The organism is Crateriforma conspicua (assembly GCF_007752935.1).
Taxonomy (GTDB): Bacteria; Planctomycetota; Planctomycetia; order Pirellulales; family Pirellulaceae; genus Crateriforma; species Crateriforma conspicua.
The window spans coordinates 4535785-4561597 of record NZ_CP036319.1; the positions used below are offsets into that span (position 1 = coordinate 4535785).

Sequence of the window (25813 nt, forward strand, 5' to 3'; positions counted from 1 at the left end):
CAGAAAACGACGGTCCCGCCTGAATCGGGCTAGTCCGGTTGGGCATCAGCCCAGCGACGCAAACAATCCGCCGTCGCGCCCCGGCCGTCGGCCATGATTTGTTCCGGTGTCCCGGTGGCAACCACTTGGCCACCGTTTTCCGCCGCGCCCGGCCCCAAATCGATCAGATAGTCGGCCGCCCGCATCATCAGCGGATGGTGTTCGACGACGATCATCGAATGTCCGTCGGCGATCAAGGCGTCAAAACAGTCCACCAACCGGACGATGTCCGCAAAATGCAATCCGGTGGTCGGTTCGTCCATGATGAACAACGTCTTGCGTTTCGTCTGGCTGGCCAAAAACGCGGCCAGCTTCAACCGCTGACCTTCGCCACTGGAAAGCGTCGTCGCCCCTTGGCCAAGCGTGACATAGTCCAACCCGACGTCGATCATGCGTTTCAAACGCGATTGGACTTTGGCGTGTCCGCGAAAAAAGTGGTACGCCTGGTTGACCGTCATCGCCAACACATCGGCGATGCTGCGATCGCGATAATGGGCCTGCAGAATCTCGGGACGGAATCGTGTCCCGCGGCATTCGGGACACTGCATGCTGACGTCCGCCAAGAACTGCATGTCGACTTCTAAGACGCCCGCACCTTCACAGCGTGGGCATTGGCCTTTGCTGCTGTTGAAGCTGAAGTGCCCCGGGGTCAGGTTCATCGTTTTGGCTTGGACGGTTTCCGCAAAGACCTTGCGAATCGGATCAAACGCTTTGACAAAGGTCACCGGACAACTGCGGGCGCTGCGGCTGATCGGTGACTGATCGACCAACAGACAATCATTCAGCCCGACCAAGCCCCCGATCGATTCCAACGGCAAGACATCACCGGATCGATCGACCGCTCGTGTCCCCAAGGCCGCGCACACTGCCGGATACAACGTGTCGTGCACCAGCGAACTTTTGCCGCTGCCCGAAACACCGGTGACCAGACACATCACGCCCCGCGGAATGTCGACATCGATGGATTGCAAGTTGTGTCCATCGGCACCGCGGATTTGGATCCATCCGGTCGGTTTTCGCGGTGTGCGGTGCGTCAACGTCCTGCCGGATTCGCGACGCAGATATCCCGCGGTGATCGATTGACGGCTGCGCAGCAGTTGTTTGGGGGTCCCGTCAAAGACGACTTCGCCACCGCCGACGCCCGCTTCCGGACCGATTTCGATCACGCGATCGGCCAAACGTATCAGCGTTTCATCGTGTTCAACGACGACCACGGTGTTGCCGCGATTCTGCAACCGGACGATGGATTCGACCAATTGGTCCACGTCGGCCGGATGCAACCCCGCGGTCGGTTCGTCCAGAACATACAGCATGTTGATCAGGTCGCTGCCCAACGCGCCGGTCAACGCCACCCGCTGAGTTTCGCCTCCGGATAAAGTCCGCAGCGTCCGGTCCAACTGCAAGTAGCCCAGACCCACCGAGTCCAAGAACTGCAAGCGGCGGGTGATCTGATGCACCGGCTCCGATGCAATGTCTTGTTTGGTTCCTTGCCATTGCATTGCGTTCAAGAAATCACCGACATGCGATGCCGACATGGCCATCACATCGGCAATTGATTGGTCACCGATTCGGTAAGCCAACACTTCGTCGCGCAGCCGTTTCCCGTGACAATCCGGACAGGTCCGATAGCTGCGATAGCGTGAAGCAAAAATGCGGATGTGCATTTTGTACTTTTTGCGATCCAACCAAGCAAAGAATCCGTCCAGCCCGCCAAAGTCGCGTTCGGGTACACCGCCGATGATCCACTTCAGATGCTTCTTCTTCAGCTTTTTGAACGGAACATCCACCGGGATGTCATAGTCGTCGGCCAAAGCCAACAGCTCATCCAACTCGTGACGATAAGACGGCGTATTCCACGGTGCGATCGCGCCTTCGGCGATCGACTTGTCACGATCCGGGACCACCAAGTCCATATCCACGTCGACGACATCGCCGAAGCCTTCGCAGGTCGGGCAGGCCCCCAGCGGATGATTGAAATTGAACAACCGTGGTACGGGATCAGGAAAATCAATGTCACAGGATTCGCAGCGTCGCGACCGGCTGATCACTCGCCGTTGAAACGACCGCCCGTCCACTTCCATCACCGATGCGGACCAGGGTTCGGCGTTGAAATCATCCGGCGTTTGCGCCAACACGACGGCTTTGCCATAGCCTTCGGTCATCGCGGTTTCCAGCGATTCGGTCAGCCGGCTGAGATCATCACGGCCGGAAACACGGTCGACCACCACGATCGCTTCGGTTCCACCACGCCCCACTTTGGCCGCCATCGGACGTCGGTCTTCGTCAGACAGCCGGAACGTCTGGCCTCCGATGATCAGCCGGACATAACCTTCCTGCTGCAATCCCAACAGGATCTCCGATGCGTCCTTGCGATTGGGTAGATGCACCGGGAACCCGATCACCGAACGAGTCGAATCGCCCAGCGACCGCATTTGCGCGGCTACCGTTTCCGGATCGTCGGCCACCACCGGCTTGCCACAGGACGGGCAAATCAGATCGGCGGCCTTGGCGAACAACAACCGCAAGTGATCGGCAATGTCGGTGGCGGTGGCGACGGTGCTGCGGTTCGTCTTGGTGGTGCCTTTGCGTGTGACCGCCAAAGCCGGTGGGATACCGGTGATTTGATCACAGTCGGGCTTGTCCAAACGTTCCAGATACTGCCGCGCGTATGCGGAAAAACTTTCGATGTAACACCGCTGGCCTTCGGCATACAAAGTGTCCAGGGCCAGCGACGTCTTCCCGCTGCCCGACAGCCCACACACGGCCACCAGCGCACCGTGCGGAATGTCCACATCGATATTCTTCAGGTTGTGAACGCGGCATCCCCGCACCCCGATGACAGATCCAGCCAAACGAATTTCCCGTGTCGTCGATCGTTCGCGTCAAAAAGACATTTCTTGCGGCCATCGGTGGCGATTGTTCGCCGACCGGCAAAGGTCCGCAATTGTGGCGGCATTGTTTCGGGTCAACAATGGTCGACCTGACCGGCCGCGATCCCGCGGTGAACCATCCCGCTGAAACGAACCACCGATCGCCCACTCGATCCCTTTTGCCGTTGCCCCCCGGCCGGCGTGTACCACGAGCCCATCGCATGAGCACCAGCGAACCCCGCGTTTCATCATCCGATGCCGACACCCCCGCCGGTGTCCGCACCGACCGCCTAGCGCCGACGCCACGGCTGTCCAGTCGCGGTCTGTCGATTGCGTTGTTGATGACCTGCCTGTTGCCGCTTTGTGGGCTCAGCCTGTACGCCGTTTTGTTCGGCCGGGCGGCACAGCACACGCTGGATGTCGACGTCCAACTGGACCGTCGCGCGGTTCCCGCCGTGGGCGGCGGCGGTGCGTTTTTGACCGAAGTGGTTGTGATCGAAAACCAGTCGGATCAGGATATCCCCAACCTGACGGTCGATTTAAACGGACAGTATTTCCTGTACCAAGACGCACCACTGTCGCAGGGCGACACGCTGGTCGTGCCGCAAAACATCTTTGCCACCAAAAGCAACCAGCGTTTCGTTCCGGGACGCTATCCGATCACCGATGTCACGGTGACCGGCCGTCTGCCCAGCGGTGCCCGCGGCGTGACCGAAACGTTGTTCGATCCCGAAACAGGTGCCGCCATCGACCACGAATGACGTTTTCGCGAGCCCCAACCTCATGCGTGACCGTACCAATCAAAGCTCCGTACCGTCCGCATCGCGGTTGTTGTCAACGCATCGGTCGCGCGTGATTTGGCTTTGCGTTCTTGTCGCGTGGATCGGCACCGCGGGGCCAAGTTTCGGCCAGGGCAGCCGCAGCGACTACCAGCGATGGGAAACGCTGGATCGCACCGTCGCCGGCAAGGTCTTTCGCAATGACGTTTCGGCTCATTGGATCAACGACGACCTGTTTTGGTACCGCGTGCGGACCCGCGACCAGGGCGAACGGTTTGTGGTGGTCAACGCCGCGACCGGGAAAAAGTCGTCCGACTATGACCGCGACCAACTCCGCGATGCCATCGCCGGCGATGCCGAAGACGTGGACATCGATTCGATTTTTGGGCTGAAACCCCGTCGAACCATCGCGTCAAGCCATTATCGTGGTTCGCCCACCAGTATCGAATTTGACAACCGCACCGACCAGGATTTGAAAGTCCATTACCGCAGCGGCGACGGCACCGAGCGGTATTACGGTGACGTCAAAGCCGGCGCGTCACGACAGTGGTCCACCTACGACGGACACGCGTGGGTCTTGCGGAACGCCGACGGCAAGGCGATTGCATGCTTTGTTGCCGACACGACACCGGGCATCGCCGTAATCGATGCGGACACCCCACGCCCCGCGTCTGCCCAGCCCAGACGCCGACGCGATGAATCACGATTGCAGAAATCGCCCGACGAAGCGTGGGAAATTCGTATCGACGACCACAACCTTCACCTGACCCACCGTGACGACGCAGCCAAAAATTGGACCACCGCGGACGGATCGCAACCGCACAGTTATGGCGGCAAAGTTCATTGGTCGCCCGATTCGAAACACTTCGTCGTGATGAAAACACGACCGGGAACACGACGCAAAATCCATCTGATCGATTCTTCACCGGACGACAGCCATCACGGCAAACTGCTCACTCTTGATTACGCCAAACCGGGTGACGATTTAGACGTTCGCACATTGATTCTGTTTTCCGCCGATGGTTCACGACGTTTCGAGATCGACAACACGCGGTTTCCGAATCCTTATCAGTTGTCCGATTTCCAGTGGGATCCCGATTCGTCGGGCTTCAGCTTCCTGTACAACCAACGCGGGCATCAGGTGTTGCGTCTGGTCAGGGTGAATGCGGATGACGGGTCGACGTCAACGCTGATCGATGAAACCAGTGATACGTTCATCTGCTATTCCAGCAAGAATTATCTGCGTCGCTTGCACGGAAGCGATGAAGCGATCTGGATGAGCGAACGCAGCGGCTGGAATCATCTGTATCTGGTCGATCAGAAGTCCGGCAAGATGTCCGACATCACGCACGGATGCCTTGGGCTGGACGGCCAATTTGTGGTTCGCGGCGTGGAAAAGGTGGATGCGGAGAAACGCCGACTTTGGGTGAAAGTCAGCGGCATCCATCCGGGCGAAGATCCCTATCACGTACATTTGTTGGCGGTCGACTTCGACGGCAACAACGCGACCATTCTTACCGGGGGCGACGGCAATCACCGCTGGGACTTCAGCCCGAATGGACGCTATCTGATTGATCAATACAGCCGCGTGGACCTGCCGAACCGATCGGTGCTGCGCGATGCGGAAACGGGCAAAAGTATCTGTGAACTGGAAACGGCCGACATACGCGCGCTGTTGGAAACCGGATGGCGTGTCCCGGAACGTTTTGTCGCCAAAGGCCGCGACGGCCAAACCGACATCCATGGAATCATTGTCCGTCCGACCGGCTTTGATCCGCGGCGGAAATACCCGGTCTTGGAATACATCTATGCCGGCCCCCACGGTTCATTTGTCCCCAAGTCATTCGGCACGCATTCGCGGTTGTACAAAATGGCGGAACTGGGGTTCATCGTCGTCCAAATCGATGGCATGGGCACCAACCACCGCAGCAAAGCCTTTCACGACGTGTGTTGGAAGAACCTGGGCGACAGCGGGTTCCCCGATCGCATCGCTTGGATGAAAGCGGCCGCGGAAACACGCCCCGAGATGGACCTCCGCCGCGTCGGCATCTGGGGCGGTTCGGCCGGCGGACAAAGCGCACTTCGCGCGCTGTTGGCACACGGTGACTTCTATCAAGCAGCCGTCGCCGACTGTGGTTGTCACGACAATCGCGTGGACAAGATCTGGTGGAACGAACAATGGATGGGCTGGCCGATCGGTCCCCATTACAAGGAACAATCCAACGTCACTTGTGCACATCAATTGCGGGGCGATCTGATGCTGATCGTCGGTGAACTGGATCGCAACGTGGATCCGATCAGCACGATGCAAGTGGTCGATGCGTTGGTCCGTGCCGACAAAGACTTTGAACTGTTGGTCATGCCCGGTGTCGGTCACGGTGCGGCCGGACATCCGTATGCGGCACGTCGGCAAGCCGATTTCTTTGTCCGCAAACTTCAGGGCCGCCAACCACGCTGGGACTCCGACGACCGGAACAACGAACCGGACACCGACTGATCCAAAGATTCGGCGAAGTCTCAGCTTGCGGAAACCGGCTGTTTGGACGTCCGCTGCTGTTCGTCGATCACGCGTTTTGGCACCAGCGTTTTTCGTGGCAGCGTGATCGTTGACGAGATCAGCAGGCTGGACAACAGCCCTATCACGGCCGTCCCGGTTAACAGGAATGGCACCCACACCGGCACTTGGTTCACGTCCAACGACAACGTCCAAGCCCAATTGGATATTTGCCAAGTGCTGTAACGAAAATCACGCCCATCGGCCAAATAGAGACCGATCGAATAGGGAATGACCGCGGCAAACACCGCCACCACGATGAAAGCGGCGATGCCGAATTCGACACGGACGTGATGAAACCGACGCACGAAAGCGACCAACCAACGCGTGGCGACCAAAAAGATCACCGCATAAGCACCAAGCATGGTCACAAAATTGGTTGCCTGGTCAAAGAAGCCGGACGGCATCGTACTGTTCGGCTGATTGCGGTACAGACGCAATACTTCCAAAGAAACCACCAACACACTGACCAAACCGACCACGCCGAAGATCAATCCAGCGGCGGGCCCCGGCGTCAAGAATGTGCCCACCGCGCGACCGGCGAACGTTTCCGGCAATTCACGCCGAATCCGCGGCGTCATCGCCGGTGATTCCGCAGCCATCATCGATCCGCTGACCAACCACAAAATGGTCAAGAAAATCGCGGTCGGAAACGCAAGCACCAGCCCCTCTTCGGCAAACACTTGGACACCAAAAACGTTCAGCCCGATCGCGATCACGGTCAACAACAACAACGACAATCGCAAACGCGTCGACCGGTTTTCGCTTTCCGGCGTCAGCATCATTGCCGTCGTGGTCACCAACAGGTTGCCAATCGCAAACGAAAGCAACAAAGCCGACACGACCGCGAACACAATCAAGGTGGTAGGGAACGGAATGCCAAACCAGATCATCGTGATGCAGGCGGCACCGATGACGTATTCACCCAGCAATAACATCGACAAGACCAACAACAGCGTGACCACGCGGGCATTACGCGATCGCGACTGGGGGGCAAACGTCAACGCCGCGGTGGTCAGCAACAGACCACACAGAAACAAGAACGCCATCACCAGCAATAGCGTGGGCAAATCAATACCTCGCAACGTGTAGGCGAATGCAAAGCAGGGCAACAACGCGACGAAATACAGGGTCATCTGCAGCGTGCCGCTGGCCAATTTGCCCAGCACGATTTGCCAGGGGCTAAGCGTCGATATCGACAACAGTTCCAACGTGCCGTCGTCCAACTCCGCCTCCAAACTTCGATACGCTGCCAGCGGAACGACCAACAGCATCGGGACGGCCAGCACCACGTAGTAACCAACCAGCATGAAGGACGCGGTCGGCGTGGTGTAGATCTGGGGCATCCGCATCATGCTGCCGACGATCGTCCAGCCGAGTGCGGCGATCAGCAACAAGGAAAACGTCACCAGAAATTGCCGACTCTTCAGGGCCTGGCGAGTCTCCTTGACCAGAATCGGATTGATCCAGTCGCCGATCCGCAAACACCAATCGTCGATTTTTCGCAGCCACGGCGGAGTCGAATCCGACGGCCCGGTCAACGCAGGGGAAGCCATGGTTTTCCTTTTCTTCACCGAACATTTGCCATCATTTTGGGGTGATCACCCCCATCGACCGTCGTAAGATCGATATCATACAAACAACCAGGTAGACGGTTGACCAGACTTCGCCAATCAGCCGTCACGGGCAATTGGTATGGACGCCTGTGCAAGTAATGCTAATATGTGCATTATCAAAATGATCTCAACGGTCATTTGCGCCCCCATCCACGGTCGGCGATTCGTTGGCGACGCCATTCTCGCAAAGGTTTAGGAGGTATCCGAGTGACGACCACGGCACAGTTGACCGAGCGTCAGCAGAACGTTTACGACATGATTCGCGGACTGATCATCGAGCGGGGCTACGGCCCGACGGTCCGAGAAATCGGTGAACACTTCGGCATCAAAAGCCCCAACGGGGTGATGTGCCACCTGCGTGCTCTTGAACGCAAAGGTCTGATCACTCGCAGTCCCAACAAGTCTCGTGCTATCGAATTGACATCGCCGGCGGACCGCAGCGGCCACGCGTTGCCGATGGTCGGCGTCGTCGCGGCCGGCCCGACGACTCTTGCATTTGAGCAGAACGAACGGGTCGATGTGGGACAGTTGTTGTTCAGCAACGATCGATTCATGTTGCAGGTCAGCGGCGACAGCATGGTCAACGCCCACATCGCCGACGGCGACTACGTGGTCATCCAGCGTCAAGAAAACGCTCAGCCCGGCCAAATGGTCGTCGCGCAGACCCCCGACGGCGAAGCGACGTTGAAGTATTGGTATCCCGAAGGCGATCGGATCCGATTGCAACCGGCCAACGACAACATGGACCCGATCTTCGTCCGCGAAGCCAAGATCCTGGGTATCGCCGTCGGCGTGGTCCGCACCCGAGTCTGATCAGCCGCATCATTCTGATCTGCGGCATCCGCACGCACGGCCGACGCGGTTCGGCCGGGTCAGGACCGATGACCGACCGCGTCTACAAAGATGCCAGCACTCGCGGCACTTCTTCCGAAGCCCGGCCGCGAATCGTTTCATCAAACGCACCACTGGCCGGCGTGTCGTCCAAATTGATTTCGATTCGGCGACAATGAACGGGCGTCTGACTGACGATGCCCGCCGCGGGATAGACCAGCCCCGACGTGCCGATGGCCAGAAACACGTCGGCTTTCCGGGCCGCCCGTTCGATCGATTCCAATCCCAACGGAACCTCGCCAAACCAAACGACGTGTGGGCGCAATCGCCCACGCAGTTTCGCATTTTCCGGGTCAGCCGGGTGCGGGGTTTCAAGCGAAAGGTCTTCCGTCCAGTCGAACAGTTCACCGGTGTCGATGCATCGGACCTTCATCAGTTCGCCGTGCATCGGCAACACCCGCTTGCTGCCGGCCCGTTGGTGCAGGTTGTCGATGTTCTGGGTCACCAACAAGAAATCACCCGAATCATGGCCACGTTCGAAGTCCGCAAGCGCAACATGCGCCGCGTTGGGCTGGATCAACGGGTCCTGTAGTTTGCGTCGCCGCAAGTTGTAGAACCGATGCACCAACACGGGATCGGCATCAAAGCCCTCCGGCGACGCCACTTGTTCGACCCGATGGCCTTCCCACAAACCATCGGCACCACGAAACGTGGGGATACCCGATTCCGCGGAAATCCCGGCACCGGTCAAAATGAGAACGTTCATCGAATCGGCCCGTCGCTCAAAGGATGCAGTCGATCAATGGATGCAGTGGTGCGGATGCCCGGCGGCACTTCGACAAGCGACGCGCCGGGCGGGGTCAAACTCGGGCCCGTTCGATCAGACCTGCGGTTCGGTCATCTTCCAAGGATCAAGCGCTTCGGTCAGTTCGGCTTCCGGCAAGATGCCATCGGCCTGACACAGTTCGCGAATCGTGCGACCTTCGGCGAACGCTTGCTTGGCCAACTTGGCGGCCTTGTCGTATCCGATCAACGGGTTCAGCGACGTGCACATCGACAGACTCTGTTCAACGGCTTTTTCACACTGTTCCTCGTTCGCTTCCATTCCGTTCAAGCAGAATTCGACGAACGCGTCCGTACCGCCGGTCAGCAACTGGATCGATTCCAGGACGGTGTGCGCCAGCACGGGCATCATGATGTTCAACTGGAAATTGCCACCGGATGCACCGGAGACCGTCATGCAGGTGTCATTTCCCATGACGCGGGCACACAGCTGCATCATCGATTCGCACATCACCGGATTGACCTTGCCGGGCATGATGCTGCTGCCCGGTTGTCGTGACGGCAAGGCGACTTCATAGAACCCACAACGCGGGCCGCTGCCCAACCAACGAATGTTGTTGGCGACGTTGAAAAGAGTCTGGGCGATGCACTTCAAATTGCCGTGGGCTTGGACCAAAGCGTCGCGCTGGGCGTTCGCTTCGAAGTGGTTTTCCGCTTCCACAAACGGAACGCCGGTCTTTTCCGCCAAGACCTTGGCAACGCGTCCGCCGAATTCCGGATGGGTGTTGATCCCGCTGCCGACCGCGGTGCCGCCGACCGGCAATTCCAACACGGCGTCGCGGGCCTGTTCGGCGCGGCGGACCGACAGTTCCAACTGGCGTGCGAAACCACCGAATTCTTGACCCAAGCGAAGCGGCGTGGCGTCCATCAAGTGCGTCCGACCGATCTTGATGATCTTATCCCATTGCTGGGCCTTGGCCTTCAAGTCATCCGCCATCTTCGTTAGTGCTGGGATCAGCACATTGTGAATCTGGTACCCGGTCGCGACGTGGATCGCCGTCGGGAACGTGTCATTGGTACTTTGCCCCATGTTGACGTGATCATTGGGGTGAATCGGCTTCTCCGCCTGCAACCGATCGCCGCCGGCGATCTCGATCGCTCGATTGCTGATCACCTCGTTCACGTTCATGTTGCTGCTGGTGCCGCTGCCGGTCTGGAAAACGTCGACCGGGAACTGATCGGGCAGTCCACCGCCGGCGACTTCTTCGGCCGCCTTCAACATCGCGTCGACCTGGTCGTCGGCCAGCGGGTTCTTTCCGGTTCCGGTCAACTTGCCCAGATCGCGATTGGCGACGCCGCAGGCATATTTCACCCATCCCATCGCCTGGATCATCGCCGGCGGCAAACGCCAACCGCTGATGGGAAAGTTCTCGACGGCACGCTGGGTCTGGGCACCGTAATAGGCGTCGGCGGGAACGCGGACTTCGCCCATCGAATCACGTTCGGTTCGAAAATCACTCATGGCTTTCTGTTCTTTTTCCGGTTGGTCGAAAGGGGGACGGTGACGATCCGGCGGCGCCGCGAGCGATGCTGCGGGGCGCGGTTTCGACTGGAAATAAAAAGGAAATTGGACGTTTACCCAAGGGGGCACCCGTCCGGAACCGCCCAAGCGTCGCGGGGATTGCCCGGTGTGCGACAAAAGACCATCCGGGCGACAGGATTTTTCCGACACCGAGGTGCAACGACACGTCCGTGGACACCCGGCCAGTTCAGAAATCGACTGCCCCACGTCAACGGGTGTGCTTGGGAAGGACGCAGACTCGGCCAGCCGCCCAGCAACCGGGCGGCGTGGTTGAAATCCCTAGGCGGCCTTGGCCGGCGGTTCGGCAGCAGTCGCCTCAGCAACGGTTGGCTCGGCTCCAGACTCGGCCGATTCGCTGGATCCAGCCGTTTCATGGTCGATTGCCGCGGGCGGGGCGGCCGACTTTGACTTTCGGGCCGCCTCTTCATCCTCGATCGGGGTCGCTCCGAATCGTCGCATGACGTCAATCAGCCGGTTTTCCAAGGCTTCCAGTTCGGCCAAGGCTTGATCCTGACGGGCTTCCAGTTCGGCCAGCAAATGGCCCGGACCGTTCGGGTCGGCGTCCTCGGATGCGGGGCGTCCGGTCTGCGGCGACGCCGGCACAGCGACCACGGCAGCGGATGCGGAACCGGTGACATCAACGTTTGAACAGTCAGAAACCGACATACTGATTGGACTCGGCGGCAGCGTCGAAGCGGGCAAGTGCTGGGGAGCGACGCCGGCGCGTTGCCGGCGTTGCCGCCCCGTGACTGCCATCGGCGTCCGGTTGAACCGATACTGACTGTCGGTCCGGTCATTCCTGTCCGGGAGTCTTGGCGAACTATGCGGGTTGGCGAAATCCTGTTCGTTGGGTCGTGCGTGTCGGCAAAATGTCCAAAAGGCCGGCTCGATACGGATTGTCACTGGGGGTTGGACCGCGTTACACTTTGGGGCTTCCCGGTCCAGTGCCGATCCTCGGTAACAGGTCCGTCCAAACGAATCTCCAATCACAGGAGGTGCGGCAACCCAAATGGCATATCACTCAGCTTTAACGGAGAAAAAATGGTCAAGTTAGTAGTTCGTGATCGCGAAACGATTCAAGAAGCCGTTCGTCGTTTCCGAAAATTGGTCGAACGAAGCGGCATTAAGAAAGAAATGCGCCGTCGCGAATACTACGAAAAGCCGAGTGAAACCAAGCGCCGCGCCCGCCTTCGTGCCGAGCGTCGCAGTCGCCGTACCCGCATGCTGGCCCGCTGAGTTGGCCCACTGAGTTGCGGTTTCCAATTGCGGCCGCACACCGCGATTTACCCACCATCGACGAACGATTGAAAAGCCTCGGCCCTTCACTTAGCCGACCTTTCCCGGCCGTGCCTCCAGACCGATCGTTCGCAAATTCGGTTGCATCCCACAAGAATCGGGCGATTAGCTCAGTTGGCTAGAGCGTCTCGTTTACACCGAGAATGTCGGGGGTTCGAGTCCCTCATCGCCCATTTAAGGGAAGCCCGCAACAAGCGGGCTTTTTTCATGCGCCGTCGGTTCTCTCACTGAACAAACGACGCTGTCTTCTCCCGTTTCCCTGTGCCAGGCACCACGATGGAAACAACCCTGCACTGAAGCGGGCGACTGACCACCGCCCCAAAACCAACGCATGTTGGTTCGCGAGGCAGACAGTCGCCAACTTTTCCAAAGTCGGTCCTCTCCCTAAACGGAGATTCGCTATGCAGATTCCCGCGTCGGAGACACGGGCGACTGACCACCGCCCCAACGCCAACGCATGTCGGCTCGCGAGGCAGACAGTCGCCGACTTTTCCAAAGTCGGTCCCCTCCCCAACAGAGATTCGCTATACAGATTCCCGCGTCGGAGACACGGGCGACTGATGACGCGGACCAAGAGGACACAAGTGACTGATGACCGATCCCGAGAATTTCGAAGAAATCGGCCACGTCCTTGACCGCGACGCGGACATTGAAATCTCGACGCACGCTCGGCCGCACTGGGCACAAGCAGGCACGATCACCTTCATCACACTTCGACTGATCGACTCCATTCCCAAAAAGGTCATCACCCGATGGGATCAGTTGCGGTGCGAGTTCATTGCCCGAATCTTGCCCGCCCCCACCGATGATTGGCGTGCCGACCGCGATCGTCTGCCCGACGCCAGTCGCAAAGCTTTCGACAAACAGTTCAAACGTCTTCGCGAAGACACACTCGACTCCTGTCTTGGCCAGTGTCCCTTGCGGGATCCCATCGCCGCTCAAATCGTGCTCGACGCCCTGAAATTTTTCGATGGAGATCGCTATTTGCTGGGCGACACCATCATCATGCCCAATCATGTGCACTTGCTGGTGGTGTTCCGTGATGCCAATGCCATGCGGAAGCAATGCACGTCTTGGATGCGATACACGGCGCGGCGAATCAACGACCACCTCGGTCGGCAAGGTCATCTTTGGCAGAGCGAACCCTTCGATCATCTCGTCCGCAATGAGAAGCAGCTCGAGTACCTTCGCGACTACATCGAAGACAACCCGACCAAAGCAAAGCTCACCCAAGGCGAGTTCCTCTACCGCCGATCCGATCGAGCATTCTAAACCGTCGCCGACGTTTCCAACGTCGGTATCCCGGGATCCCCGCGTCGGAGACGCGGTCGACGCTCCACACCGAGCCGACCGTGGCAGGACTCTTTGTTGCCGTTTCAAACACACATTGATCGTGATCAACGGGCAATTCAAGATGCCTCGAAACCTGAAGCTAGTCGCAGCGGCTCGCCACTATTCAACGATATGGTGGGCAGATGCTGAGTGGCTCGTTCCCGTTGACCAATTGCGAGTTGCTGATCTAGCGCAAGAACAACTCTGAAGAATAACGAGGACCATCATGGAACCGAACCGAAGAGAGCCCAATCCGAACGATGTGCTTGGTCCTGCACCTTCTTGTCTAACGCCCCTTGTTGAAGAATACGCAGCTTTGGTTCCAGACTCGCGAGAGCCGAATTGGGAGCTGATCGAGGCAAAGCTGATCGACCATCACGAATGGACACCGGACGCGGCTCACTCGCTTGCAAAGATGGCAAAGCAATACGGCTGGTTCTTTCTGAGAAACGCAGCCGCCTTAGCCATCGCATGCGATCACGAAGACGGTGACCTGGGGATTTGACTAACCGAAGTCAAATCTCGCAAAATCCGATCGACCTCAGGTAATCGTAGGTCGAGTCATAAAACGCAGGATCCCTGGTTGGGTCTTGTGTGTCACCTTCCGGGACGACGACGACCATTCCCTGCCTCGCTCGCGTTAGAAGCACTCGATAGGCATTTTTCAAATACGATTGCCGCTCAGCTTTGTTGATCTTCTGCCACTTATTGCCTCGGAACGAGCGGTAGACCCAGCCATCGTCGGCATGGCGAAAATCCGCATCCCACGTCACGCAGGCCCAGTCGAGTTCCAGGCCTTGGATGTCAAATTCCGTGGCAACGTCCTCCAGGTAGTAGGAAGACCGGACATCTTCGCGTCCCGCAAGAAACCAATGGATCGGGTTGGGTTGCAATCGAACGTCGATCGCCAAAGGTTTGAGACGGTTCGCTTGTGATGACACCACGATGCCGTAGCGTTCGCTTCCGCGAGATTGTTGACGCAGCCACGCCTTCGCTTTGGCCAAGTCCCGAGTCAAAACGATTGAGTAGTTTTCACGAATGGACCGCAGGGTTTGCGAGGCACTATCGGCGTCCAAATCCAGAATCTCTTTGACCAGCCTCGATACGTTCTCTGCACGAAATGACCGCATGGACACGGACAGGTGCAGGCCTGAGTCGTAGTGCACGTTCTCTCGAGACTCGATACTGGACAGCACCTCGCCCGCACCGTACTCGCTGTCGGTTAAACGATCGGAAATGTGTATGTGCCAGTCAGGGAATGAGCGATTCAGTGCTTCGATCCATTCTGCGATCCCGGCCTCTCCGGTGTTGATTTCCTGGCCACCACCGACGAGACAGACGATGACTCCCCAGTCTTTGTGACGGTCGATACACGAGATCAGAAACTCAGGTTCTGACTGGTTAAAATTTGGCTGGTTCTTCTTCTGCCGCATGAACTTGGAGGTCTGCTGCAAATCCCAAGCTCGCTGGGCTTCATCGAACAAAGCAACGTGGTCCGCCGGTGCCCGGCTGTCTTTCAAATACTCATCGCGATAGTGATGGACATTTTGAATGAATGTCTTCACTTCACTGCGTGCCGCTGATTTGGTGACTCGACGCCCTGCAGCCTTTTTACGTGCCACCTTATCGCGAGCAAGTGCTTCCTGAAGAATCTGGACGAGGGGACCGTTGCCCGACAGAAAAACACTGTAGGTGTTGTTTTGGTCATCCAAATGACGCGTCGCGATGTTCAACCCGATGAGTGTTTTCCCAGCACCTGGTACTCCTGTCACAAAGCAAATCGCCTTGTAATGGCCCGCTCTGGCGTTCTCAATGACAGTCGAAATTGTGTCCGTGGTGCGATGCAATTCGGCGCCGCTCGCATCGCTCCGTGAAATCTCGGCGACCGAATGCCCGTTGTACAAAGCCATTGCGGCTTCGATGATCGTTGGCGTTGGAAGGTATTTTCCGTTTTCCCAACTCGACGACTCGATCTGAGTGCGATCACCCGCTGCTGCTGATTCGACGAACTCTTGAACTTCACGAATGATTGTTCCAAGATTGTTTCCATTGGACCGTACCGTGGCCAACAAACCATCGCGATGTGGCGTTGGTTCAATTCGCACTGGCGACGCTTTGGCTTCGGTTGCGATCAGAATTGGTACGACAAAACGATCGTGGCTGGCATCGTGGAAGTTCTTCAAGTCGAGTGCGTAGTCGGTGACTTGGTTCATAGCCCCCGACCAGTGCTGAGTATCGCCAACCTTGAATTCGACGACGAAGATGGCATTGCCGATCAACAGCAACACATCAACTCGCTTTCCCATTCGCGGAATCGAATACTCGAAGTAGATCGTGCCACCCAATCCAACCAGCCACTCTTTCAGAAGCTTGATTTGATACGTCCAAGCATCACGTTGAGTGTTCTCGACCGCGAATTCGCTGTTGCTAACCAGATGCCCCAGAATCGTATTGCGATTCTCGGTAAGAAAGTTTGCGACGGAATCAGAGTAGTAGGCACGCTTCATGACGAGATTTTAACGAGGTTGATTCGCAAAGTAATGCGACGGCAACAGTCACGCAGATCGCTCAAGAGCATCGCGGGCTTTTGAGCCCGGTGCAGGCTGTCCGCGAGTCGGTTCGCCAACGTCTTTCGAGGGTCCACGTCGATCGGTAGGCCACCGCTTCGATCGTCTGTTCCGGTCGTCCGCTTCGCTTCGTCAAGCGGTTACATCCGCTTTCGCGCGGTTCCGCTGGATTGATCCGACTTGGCTGTAGATCGTCGATTACGACCTTGATCCATCGTTCGGGGGCCAATCGGCGAATATCCGCTAAATCGACGCGATCTACTTCATCTGCGAATAGCATTCCCCCGGCGAGCATTGACGCGGCGCCCGCCGCTTTCCGCCTGCCGGTGGCGGTCGCAGCGTTGTGCAAGCGGCATTTGGATGAAGGCTTTGTTCGGAGCGTCGTCGTCGCTGCCAAGTCGGCCTCCGCTCCGGTGCAACGCTCCGTCTTGTTTGGTTTCGCGGTCGAACCAGACTCAAGGACACGTCATTCTTGACGAAGGCCACGACCTCACAATGGACCGTGGACGATCCCATGCACACGATCACATCGTCGTTGACCCCCTCGAGCAGATCTGTGGCCGCCTCATCCGTCCCGCTGTTGGGTGCCGTTCATGAAACAAATCCAGTTGCCATCGTCGTCTTGCATTTCGCTGGTCATCTGCCAGCAATCCGCGTCAATGATTTTGATCGTATCGCGGTACGGGCACGTGCCGGAACCATCAAACTTGGGGCCCTCTGTCTGCAGAACCACCGCGTTGCCCGCCTCGTTGCGGTCGCCCTGATACAGCCAAAGATTGTCCATCATGGACGCGACGAAAGAACCAACGTAAGCCGACTTTGTGTTGTCATAGCCCAATGCCATGATCGATGACCATTGCTCCTCACCCGAACCGCCGCTGTACTCACACACCAGCCACAAATTTCCCAGCATCCGACAATCGACGCGGCCGTCGACTTGCATCTTGGATCCATCGGGATTGATGCATTCGTGATGGAACGTCCATTGCCCGACCAATTGCTCCAGCCACTGATGCGGTTCGGATGTATTCGAAGACATGATGACGGGAATCCTCCTGGCAATGGTTTGACGAAGCAGCCGACGTATGGACCGTTCGGATCGATAGCGATGAAAGCGTGTTTTAACGAGTTCGCATCGCCGGCGGTGAAGCCAATGCGTGTCGACCGGAAATTTCGTTCGCCCAGCCGCGACGGTTGACAGTCGCCACATCGGGGCCTGGGTCGCCCACAGGGGTCCGGAACGCAAGTAAACTGATCGGTGGAGTGTCGTAAATGGGCCTGTTAATCGGACTCGCGCGATACCGGGCCCACTTCCCACCTTCGCACCGCCCCCCAACGCCGCCTTTCAATCAACATGTATTCGAATCAGTCCCAAGTCCCTGTCATGCGGCCGCGAACCCTGGTCCTGGCCTGCTGGATTGCCGTCGTGTCGTCACTTGGCGTCATTGCCCAAGCCGCGAACCAAAGCAATCAAGGCAGTAACGAACCAGCCGCCAAGCCCAACTTTGTGATCATCTTTGCCGACGACCAAGGCTACGGTGACCTCAGCTGTTTCGGATCGCAGACCATTGCCACGCCGAACATTGATCGCTTGGCCACCGACGGTCGCAAGTTCACCAATTTCATGGTCGCTTCACCGGTGTGCACCCCGTCCCGCGCCGCTTTGCTGACGGGGTGCTATCCCAAGCGTGTCGGCATGCATCAACACGTTTTGTTTCCGGCATCGACCAAGGGCTTGAACCCGAACGAACACACGATCGCCGATCACTTGAAGGGGCAGGGTTACGACACCGCCTGCTTTGGCAAATGGCATTTGGGACATCATCCGGAGGTGTTGCCGATTTCCAACGGCTTTGACACCTATTTTGGGATCCCGTACTCCAACGACATGAACCATCCCGACAACAAAGGCAAACCCAAGGGCGGTCCCGACGGGATGGACATTTTGTGGCAAGATCCCGAATCGACGCTGACCAAGTGGAACACGCCTCTGTACGAAGACGACAAGATTGTCGAATTGCCGGTCGATCAGCGAACGGTCACCCGGCGGTACACGCAAAAGGCGATTGACTTTATCACCGAGCATCGCGACGGGCCGTTCTTCGTTTACCTGCCGCACTCGATGCCGCACATTCCGCTGTATGTCCCCGATGACGTTCGCGACCCGGACCCGTTGAACGCCTACATCAACGTGATCGAACACATCGATTCCGAAGTCGGCCGATTGCTGGACACGCTGGATACGTTGGACCTGACTGAAAACACTTACGTCATTTACACGACCGACAACGGTCCGTGGTTGACGTTCAAGCATCACGGCGGATCGGCGGGACCATTGCGTGATGGCAAAGGCACAACGTTCGAAGGCGGCCAGCGGGTGCCATGCGTGATGCGTGGTCCCGGGATTCCCGCTGGTACGGTCTGTGACGCGTTGACTGGAACAATCGACGTCCTGCCGACCATCGCGTCGATCACCGGCACACCTTTGCCGGCGGACAAGAAGATCGACGGACTGGACGTGTCGGAACTTTGGATGGGTACAGCCGATCAATCGCCGCGTGATGAGTTTGTGTACTTCACGTCGCATGGTGCCGTGGAAGGCATTCGACTGGGCCAGTGGAAATTGCTGGTTAAAAAGCCGCGTCAGAACAAGAACGCAAAAAACCCCAAGCCGGCTCAGGTGATGCTGTTTGATTTGAGCAAGGACATCGGCGAACAGAACAATCTGGCCGATGCGAAGCCCGATGTGGTGCAGCGTCTGCGGAATCGCATGATGGCGGCGGACGAAGAAATCACGCGGAATGCTCGGGAGCCGTGGCACAAGGAAAAGTAGCCTTTATCCAGCCCGATCGAATCATCAATACGACGCGGCGCCGAACACGGGGCGCGTCGGCACCGGATGAAACTTTGGCCAAGGGACCTCAGGCTTTTCAACCGGGACATCACCGCCGCCATCCATGCCGATCGGTGCGCCAAAACATTCGTCTTCGAAACTGCCGGGGCCACCGACCGGGCCATGCACGCCGCCGCAATGTCCGGTCGGGCCACATCCCATTGGGGCGTCCGAACGATCGCTTGCGATGACCGACGAATCGCCGGGGACCGGCGTATCGATCGGGACGCCCAAGCGTTTAGGTTGGTTCCAGCCGCCAAAAACGCCGCCGTCATCATGCGGATCCAAGTGGCGATAGCTGGGGATGTTCAATGCGACGCAACCACCGCAGCTAAGACATCCGAAGCCGACCAACGCGATCAGCATACGACGAAATAAACCAGCCCAGAGGGCGGCATTCGCATCGGCGTGATTGTCCAGGTTGGTCGTCATGGAAAGAAACGAATCGCTGTGAAGGAGTGCCTGTGAATCAGCCGGCCGGCAGCGAATGCCGGCCGGCTGATCTGGCACAGTGTCCCCCCCAGGACCTGTTAAGCTGTATCGGTCGATCCGGTCGTGCGAATGAGCGAAGTCGGTTGGATCAGATCGTTTTTTTCAAAAATGCCCTTGCAGGCGACCTGGTCGCTGCCAAGCATCGGCGTCCGCGGCCGAACAGGCAGTCGATCCGCCCCAACGCGCCGCGTGTCGACGACATGACGACAGGGTTTCACACCCGCCGTGGTTTCACAGACGTGCGGTTTGGTCGAAGCATGTGCCGGCCAAATCAGTCGTCGTTCCAGCTTGAGCTTTCGGCGCAGACGACACCATTTTCCGAACGCCCACCGATGCGACAATGAATTCGCCCACTGCCGTGTTTGCTCCATCCGCCGCGATTCCCGCGACGCGTTCGCCGGCGTCGATACCGATGTCCGACCAAACAGCAACGGGGGAGGCAACGGCACGGCGCATCATCACGCTGGGCAACCGCCTGGGACGGCTTTGGCGTTGGCTGAGCCGAACAGTCGCCACCAGTTTCAACTTGGCATCATTGATCGCGTTGCTGGCTGTTGCGGCCGCGGTTCCCGTGATCCAGTTGGTGACGTTGGGCTACACGGTCGGCGTGGCGGGGCGCATCGCCAGCGGGCAATCTGTTTTGTCGTCCATGCCGGGATTACGCCAAGCGGGGCGTGTCGGCTTGGCCGCAATCGTCGTCTTCGTGTTTGCGTTGCCGACCAAAATGTTGGTCCATTGGGCTTCGGTCGCGGGCCTGTTGGGCAGCCCCCCGACGACCGTTTTTTTGTTGCACCTGGCATCTTGGTTGGCCGCCGGTGTGACTTTGGTCTATCTGTGCTGGGCTTGGATTCGTGGCGGACGCTTGGTCGATTACCTTTGGCCCGCGCCGGTGCGTTTCGTCAAATCGGCTTGGCATCCGTCGACCTGGTCAACCGCGGCGGACCGTTTGTGGCGGCTGACGGGAAGCTTTGACGCGATGGGGCATTTGTGGCTGGGGATTCAGACGTTCGTGGGGACATTGATCTGGTTGATCCCGGCGATGCTGATCATTGCCGCGAACCGCAACGGAAAAACGGGGCTGGCTGGTTTGATCGGTGTACTGTCGCTGTTGGCACTCGGACTGGCGATGTTTTACTTGCCGATGCTGCAGGTTCAATTCGCCCGCGAGCGTCGTTTTCGCGCCTTGTTCGATGTCAAAGCGGTTCGTCTGGCGTTTCGTCGCAGCCCCTGGGCTTACACGGCGGCGATGCTGGTCAGTTTGGTCCTGGCACCGATCCCGTTGTACTTGCTGAAAATCGAAGCAACGCCACGTGAGGTCGTGTGGCTGCCGTGCGTGGTGTTTGTCACGTTCATGTTGCCGGCTCGGGTTTGCGCGGGATTGGCGATGCGGCGTGCCCGTCGCTTCACCGAAGTCCGCCGTGGTTTCTGGCCCACGACCAGTCGCGTGCTGGCTCGCCTGTCGATGGTACCGATCGTTGGCTTGTACCTGTTGTTCGTTTATCTTTCACAGTACACCAGCTGGGACGGTCTTCAGACGTGGATCCAGCAACACGCGATTTTGGTCCCCTATCCATTCTTGGGCGTATAGACGATGCCTCCACGGCACCTGAACTTCATTCTTTTTTCGGCCATGGTGTCGCTGGCCTGCTACACGACCTATCAATTCATCCGCCCGGCGATTGTCGTCGGCGATGCGATCCAGTTGATCGATCGTTATTACGTCGAACCCATCGACACCGACAAATTGGTCGACGGCGCGATGGACGGTGTGACCGGCCAATTGGATGAAAACAGCAGCTTCATTGCTCAGTCGGACTATCAAGCCTTCCAAGACACCATCAACCAGGAATTCGCGGGCATCGGAATTCTGATCGAACAACCGGCCGAAGATCAGCCCGTCCGAGTCATCACGCCCATGGTCGGGTCACCGGCATTGGCGGCGGGATTTCGCCCCGGTGATCTGATTGTCCGCGTCGAGCAAACGGACACGTCGGCAATGACGATCAGCGATGTCAGTTCGCTGCTGCGAGGTCCCATCGGGACTCAGGTCGACGTGGGTGTCCGGCGCGGCGACGAAACGTTCGACCTTTCGGTGAAGCGAGAATCGATCCCCCTGGAATCGGTCGTCGGCGACCATCGCGACGCGGACGACCGGTGGGTCTATCGGCTGAAGGAAGATCCACGGATCGCCTACATTCGCTTGACGACCTTTGGCGAAAAAACGCCGGAGGAACTGGAGGCGGTTTTGAGGGATTTGGACAACGATTTCGAAGCGATGATTTTGGACGTCCGTGGCAACGGCGGCGGTTTGTTGACCACGGCGGTCAGCGTCTGTGACATGTTCCTGGACGACGGCTTGATCGTCAGCACCAAAATTCGTGGTGGTGTTCCGGAAGACCGCTGGGAGGCATCGCCCGGCGTTTTGGTGAATCCCGAGATTCCGTTGGTCGTGATGGTCAACAGCGGCAGTGCCAGCGCCAGCGAAATCGTGGCCGCTTGCTTTCAGGACCGTGGCCGCGCCGCCGTCGCCGGTGTCCGCAGCTATGGCAAAGGCACCGTCCAGAACATCTTGCCGCTGCAATTCGGCCGCAGTGCGTTACGTTTGACGGTCGCCACGTTCTATCGGCCCAGCGACCGAAGCATTCATCGCGGGCTCAATGCCACCGAAGAAGACGAATGGGGCGTGACGCCGAACCCCGGCTTGATGGTTCCGATCACCGAATCACAGGCTGAAAAGATTGCCGATCGTTGGTTGCAGGCTTCCTATCCGTTGCTGGCCCAAGAAGCACAATCTGAGACCGACGACGATGCGAACGCGACGACGGATGAAGAATCAACCGGGAACGATGACTCGTCAGCCGATTCCGCCAAGGATTCTTCCGGCGACACACCCCAGGATGATCCGCTGGTCGATGACGGTGAAGTCGCAGACCCACCGCTTGGGCCGCCCATTACTGAGGATCCCCCCTTGGACCAAGCGATTCATTATCTGCGTGACCTGATTCGCCAAGACGCACTTCCCGACGCGCCGCCGCAAGCCGTCGCGGCCTAACAGCGACGGGACGATTCAATTCACCGAATTCATCGCTGAAGATCGCGCGGGACGGCCGGCATAGGTCATCCATCGCCAAACATATTCCATGGGACCGAATCGGAAACGCGATACCCACCATCGCGACGCGATCAATTGCAACGCCCAAATGGCCACGACCACGACAGCTTGTTGCACCCGAGACACGGAACCGAACCAGCCCGCCGCTGCCAGCCATCCCATCACGTGTCCATAAAACAGTGTGGTGCAGATCAGCGTTTGCATCAGGTAGTTCGTCAGTGCTGTCTTGCCGACCGGTACCAACCAGTTCGCCAACGTCGGGCCGACTCGGGTCCGGCGGATCCATTCCAGCCCGCCGATGTAGCCGGCTGCGACGAACAGGCTGCCGACGAAATTGGGAATCTGGCCAAAAAAGAAGCTGTATCCGACGTCCCACTGGTGCTGTTCATGTTGCCAGATGCCCCACGCGACCACGGGCAAACCGATCGCCAGTCCGATGACGGTCATCATTTGATAGAAGAAGATGCTGCGCCGACCAGACAATACGCCCATTTTCATCAGGGCGGCACCGATCAGCATCATCGCCCCAATCCGCCAAGAAAGAATGACGGGAAACACAAACAACTGCATCGAAAGAGCCCCCGGAACACGGTACTCGGATTGCTCCAACCAACCGCCGCGGTACGCCGCTAATTCTTGTGACAGCATCTGGGCATCGGGACGCCATTCGGCAGCCACCTGTGCCGCGGCCGCTTCATCCCACTGGGGCATCGACCAGCCAAACAACACGTCGATGGCAATCCGAATCAAAAGCAAGCCAACGGCGAGGCCCAACAAATATCGACATCGAAGCCCGATCAACGGATAGATCAGGCACCCGCAAATCGCATAGGGCACCAAGATATCGCCGATCCAGAACACATAGGCGTGCACCATGCCAATGACAAACAGGCCCGCCATGCGTCGATAGTGCAGGGCGGTTGCCGGGCGGCCGTCCCGTTTCGCCCGCTGGGCCATCAACGCAATTCCGGCACCGAACAGCGTTGAAAACAGAGTCATGAACTTGGTGTCGGCCAATAACGCCGCCAAATACCAGACGGCATAGTTCCACCCGGTCAAATCACCGTACGCCGTCGGGTTCAAATAGGCCGCCGACGGCATGGCGAACGACTGGACGTTCATCACCAAGATGCCCAACAATGCGAATCCGCGGATCAAATCAAGCGTTTCAATACGCTCGGTCGATCTCGTCGCTTCGCTAATGGTCGCCATTCTGGTCGCTCTTGGATTGTTGGCGATTCTTTTGGTTGCGGTCGCGGATCAGCAGATTCGTCAGGTCGCCGCGACGCAGCGTCCCGATCAAAACATGAGGTGAATCATCGCTGACCACCGGCACACAGTCATCGGTCGTTTGTCGAAAAAGTTCGACGGCGTCGCGAACCGGCTGGCTGGGACGCAACAGCACTTCGGGCGGTGTGGCCAAATCGCTGGCCAGCAACAAATGATCTTCGTGCGGATCAAAGCAAGCTTGGTTCAATAAATCAAATCGGATCAAACCCACCACCGCTCTCCGGTCATCCAACACGGGAAACGTATTGTCGTGCGAATTTTCGACGAAGTGCAGGACTTCATTGAAATCGGCACTTTCCGCGATCCCGTCGACACTGCGGCGCATCACTTGTTCCACATTCATCCGGTCCGTCTGGGGTTCACGCCTCGTCAGCCCCGCCGATCCCGACAAACGTGTCCAAACATTGCGTAGCGCCGACATCGGAGTTCCGAACGTGTGATGAATCGAATTGGCGATCGGCATTTCGCCACTTTGCAACACGGATCGTCGCGTCAACAACGGTCCGATGATTTCGAAAAAGATCACCGTTCCCAGAATGATTGCTTGAACGTCGCCGCCCATTTCTGGGTCGCGTGTTTTGGCGGTGGTCGCAAGCGAAATGGCGGCACCTGCCTGAGCCAGCAATGCTGGCCCCAGCCACACTTGTACCTCACGTGAAACCGATGCATAGGGAGCGGTGAAATACACGCCCAGGACTTTGCCGACACACCGCAGAACCACATAAGCCGCACCGACGGTCCCGACCTGCCACAACAATTGCAGGTTCATTTCTGATCCGTGGACAGAAAAAAAGACGACGGTCAACAAACCACCAATCGAATCAAACTGGCCGATGATCTTCTCCGCCGCGCCCGATGAATTGACCACCACCACGCCCAGCACGAGGAAGGTCAACATGTATGGCAAGTCCAGCGATTCGCTGATGCCCAGCAACAATCCGCACACGCCGATCAACAACACCAGCCAGCGACCAGGGCTGAGCAGTTCACATGAGTAGCTGACCACCAATCCGCCCAGGAAACCCAGAAACGCTGACCCGAACAGATCGATTCCCAGCGTGGCCAGGACCTCGGCCGGCTGAACATCGGAATCACCGCCGGCCAACTGGATTCCCAGCCAAACCAATTCGAACAACACCACCGCCGCGATATTGTTCAACGTGACCAACGTACCGGTCATCGTCGTCACCGGACCGGCCGCCCCCGTTTCGCGAAGCACCAGCATGGTCGTCGCCGGGGCGGTGGCCACCGCCAACGTTCCCAACAACAAAGCTTTCGAACCACTGACACCCAACAGGATCAATCCAGCGGTGACCAACACCACCGTTAAAAAGATTTCACCCAGTGACAGCGGAATCGCCTTGGCCGCCAACCGCCGCATTTGCTCCATTGGGAATTGAGTCCCCAAATGAAACAGAACCAGCGCCATCGCCAACTTCGTGAGCGGTTCCAAGAATTCGTGATGATCGTGCGGAACCAGATCGAAAACACTGGGCCCCAACAACAATCCGGCAATCAAATAGGCCGTGACCTTGGGCAGCCGCAACCATTCGCCCACCAAACCGGCCAGCAGACTGGCAGCCAGTAACATTCCAATCGTTGTGGCAATGTGCACGGTGCCGATTCCCGTTGTCCATTAATCGCGTCCACACCTCGGCGGTGGGATTTCGGCCATAGATTAGCCGAATCGGTGGAAATTTTGGGAGACGGATCACGCGACGTCACCGACGGAGTCGCCAAATAGTGACATATTGCAAACCTGTCCCACCATGCCCCC

At 58.1% G+C, this 25813-nt stretch carries 19 protein-coding genes and 1 tRNA gene; 10 read left to right on the forward strand and 10 right to left on the reverse strand.

Translation table 11 applies throughout. The features are described from left to right. Nucleotides 1-29: 29 nt before the first annotated feature. Nucleotides 30-2870 (reverse strand): excinuclease ABC subunit UvrA, encoded by a 2841-nt coding sequence (uvrA, locus tag Mal65_RS16565; RefSeq protein WP_174820221.1) that lies wholly within the window; start codon nt 2868-2870, stop codon nt 30-32. Between the two features lie 260 nt (nt 2871-3130). Here uvrA and Mal65_RS16570 point away from each other — a divergent pair, with 260 nt between their 5' ends. After that, nucleotides 3131-3670 (forward strand): hypothetical protein, encoded by a 540-nt coding sequence (locus Mal65_RS16570; protein WP_145299947.1) that lies wholly within the window; start codon nt 3131-3133, stop codon nt 3668-3670. Nucleotides 3671-3692: 22 nt separating this feature from the next. After that, entirely contained in the window at nt 3693-6185 is a 2493-nt protein-coding gene (locus Mal65_RS16575) for a prolyl oligopeptidase family serine peptidase (protein WP_145299950.1), read from the forward strand. A gap of 20 nt (nt 6186-6205) precedes the next feature. Here the strand turns inward: Mal65_RS16575 and Mal65_RS16580 are convergent, their stop codons facing one another. Beyond that, a complete protein-coding gene (locus tag Mal65_RS16580) occupies nt 6206-7798 on the reverse strand; it encodes an ABC transporter permease (RefSeq protein WP_145299953.1) in 1593 nt (530 codons plus the stop codon). Between the two features lie 267 nt (nt 7799-8065). Here Mal65_RS16580 and lexA point away from each other — a divergent pair, with 267 nt between their 5' ends. Next, the gene (gene lexA / locus Mal65_RS16585) at nt 8066-8671 is read left to right on the forward strand and encodes a transcriptional repressor LexA (RefSeq protein WP_231131160.1); all 606 of its coding nucleotides are present in this window, start codon (nt 8066-8068) and stop codon (nt 8669-8671) included. Between the two features lie 82 nt (nt 8672-8753). On the opposite strand, the gene Mal65_RS16590 is transcribed toward lexA, so the two are convergent. From Mal65_RS16590 to Mal65_RS16600, 3 genes are all read right to left on the reverse strand, one after another. Then, nucleotides 8754-9455 carry an NAD-dependent deacylase gene (locus tag Mal65_RS16590; RefSeq protein ID WP_145299956.1) on the reverse strand — a complete coding sequence of 234 codons (702 nt, stop codon included), beginning with the start codon at nt 9453-9455 and terminating at the stop codon, nt 8754-8756. A 114-nt stretch (nt 9456-9569) separates the two neighbouring features. After that, entirely contained in the window at nt 9570-10994 is a 1425-nt protein-coding gene (locus Mal65_RS16595; protein ID WP_145299959.1) for a class II fumarate hydratase, read from the reverse strand. 339 nt (nt 10995-11333) lie between these two features. After that, complete coding sequence (locus Mal65_RS16600) at nt 11334-11720, reverse strand: hypothetical protein (RefSeq protein WP_145299962.1); 387 nt, start codon at nt 11718-11720, stop codon at nt 11334-11336. A 375-nt stretch (nt 11721-12095) separates the two neighbouring features. Between Mal65_RS16600 and rpsU the strand changes: the two genes are divergently transcribed. From rpsU to Mal65_RS16620, 4 genes are all read left to right on the forward strand, one after another. Beyond that, the gene (gene rpsU / locus Mal65_RS16605; RefSeq protein ID WP_145299965.1) at nt 12096-12290 is read left to right on the forward strand and encodes a 30S ribosomal protein S21; all 195 of its coding nucleotides are present in this window, start codon (nt 12096-12098) and stop codon (nt 12288-12290) included. Between the two features lie 159 nt (nt 12291-12449). After that, nucleotides 12450-12523 (forward strand) — tRNA-Val (locus Mal65_RS16610). Nucleotides 12524-12941: 418 nt separating this feature from the next. After that, complete coding sequence (locus Mal65_RS16615) at nt 12942-13622, forward strand: transposase (RefSeq protein ID WP_145299968.1); 681 nt, start codon at nt 12942-12944, stop codon at nt 13620-13622. 286 nt (nt 13623-13908) lie between these two features. After that, nucleotides 13909-14187, forward strand: coding sequence for a hypothetical protein (locus Mal65_RS16620; RefSeq protein WP_145299971.1), 279 nt, complete (start codon nt 13909-13911; stop codon nt 14185-14187). A gap of 10 nt (nt 14188-14197) precedes the next feature. On the opposite strand, the gene Mal65_RS16625 is transcribed toward Mal65_RS16620, so the two are convergent. Both Mal65_RS16625 and Mal65_RS16630 read right to left on the reverse strand, forming a co-directional pair. Beyond that, nucleotides 14198-16189: a DUF2075 domain-containing protein gene (locus tag Mal65_RS16625; RefSeq protein WP_145299974.1), complete on the reverse strand. Its 1992-nt coding sequence runs from the start codon at nt 16187-16189 to the stop codon at nt 14198-14200. 625 nt (nt 16190-16814) lie between these two features. Then, complete coding sequence (locus Mal65_RS16630) at nt 16815-17288, reverse strand: DUF1579 domain-containing protein (protein ID WP_145299977.1); 474 nt, start codon at nt 17286-17288, stop codon at nt 16815-16817. A gap of 345 nt (nt 17289-17633) precedes the next feature. Between Mal65_RS16630 and Mal65_RS16635 the strand changes: the two genes are divergently transcribed. Beyond that, the gene (locus Mal65_RS16635; RefSeq protein ID WP_145304991.1) at nt 17634-19082 is read left to right on the forward strand and encodes a sulfatase family protein; all 1449 of its coding nucleotides are present in this window, start codon (nt 17634-17636) and stop codon (nt 19080-19082) included. Between the two features lie 24 nt (nt 19083-19106). Here Mal65_RS16635 and Mal65_RS16640 read toward each other — a convergent pair whose 3' ends face one another. Then, complete coding sequence (locus Mal65_RS16640; protein ID WP_145299980.1) at nt 19107-19574, reverse strand: hypothetical protein; 468 nt, start codon at nt 19572-19574, stop codon at nt 19107-19109. 400 nt (nt 19575-19974) lie between these two features. Here Mal65_RS16640 and Mal65_RS16645 point away from each other — a divergent pair, with 400 nt between their 5' ends. Together Mal65_RS16645 and Mal65_RS16650 are read left to right on the forward strand one after the other, a co-directional pair. Next, nucleotides 19975-21222: a DUF4013 domain-containing protein gene (locus Mal65_RS16645; protein ID WP_196784237.1), complete on the forward strand. Its 1248-nt coding sequence runs from the start codon at nt 19975-19977 to the stop codon at nt 21220-21222. Nucleotides 21223-21225: 3 nt separating this feature from the next. Beyond that, nucleotides 21226-22686 carry a S41 family peptidase gene (locus Mal65_RS16650; RefSeq protein WP_145299983.1) on the forward strand — a complete coding sequence of 487 codons (1461 nt, stop codon included), beginning with the start codon at nt 21226-21228 and terminating at the stop codon, nt 22684-22686. Nucleotides 22687-22701: 15 nt separating this feature from the next. On the opposite strand, the gene Mal65_RS16655 is transcribed toward Mal65_RS16650, so the two are convergent. Further along, the gene (locus tag Mal65_RS16655) at nt 22702-23958 is read right to left on the reverse strand and encodes a DUF418 domain-containing protein (protein WP_145299986.1); all 1257 of its coding nucleotides are present in this window, start codon (nt 23956-23958) and stop codon (nt 22702-22704) included. After that, complete coding sequence (locus Mal65_RS16660) at nt 23945-25651, reverse strand: cation:proton antiporter domain-containing protein (protein WP_196784238.1); 1707 nt, start codon at nt 25649-25651, stop codon at nt 23945-23947. Before Mal65_RS16660 ends, Mal65_RS16655 begins: the two co-directional genes overlap by 14 nt. Between the last annotated feature and the right edge of the window lie 162 nt (nt 25652-25813).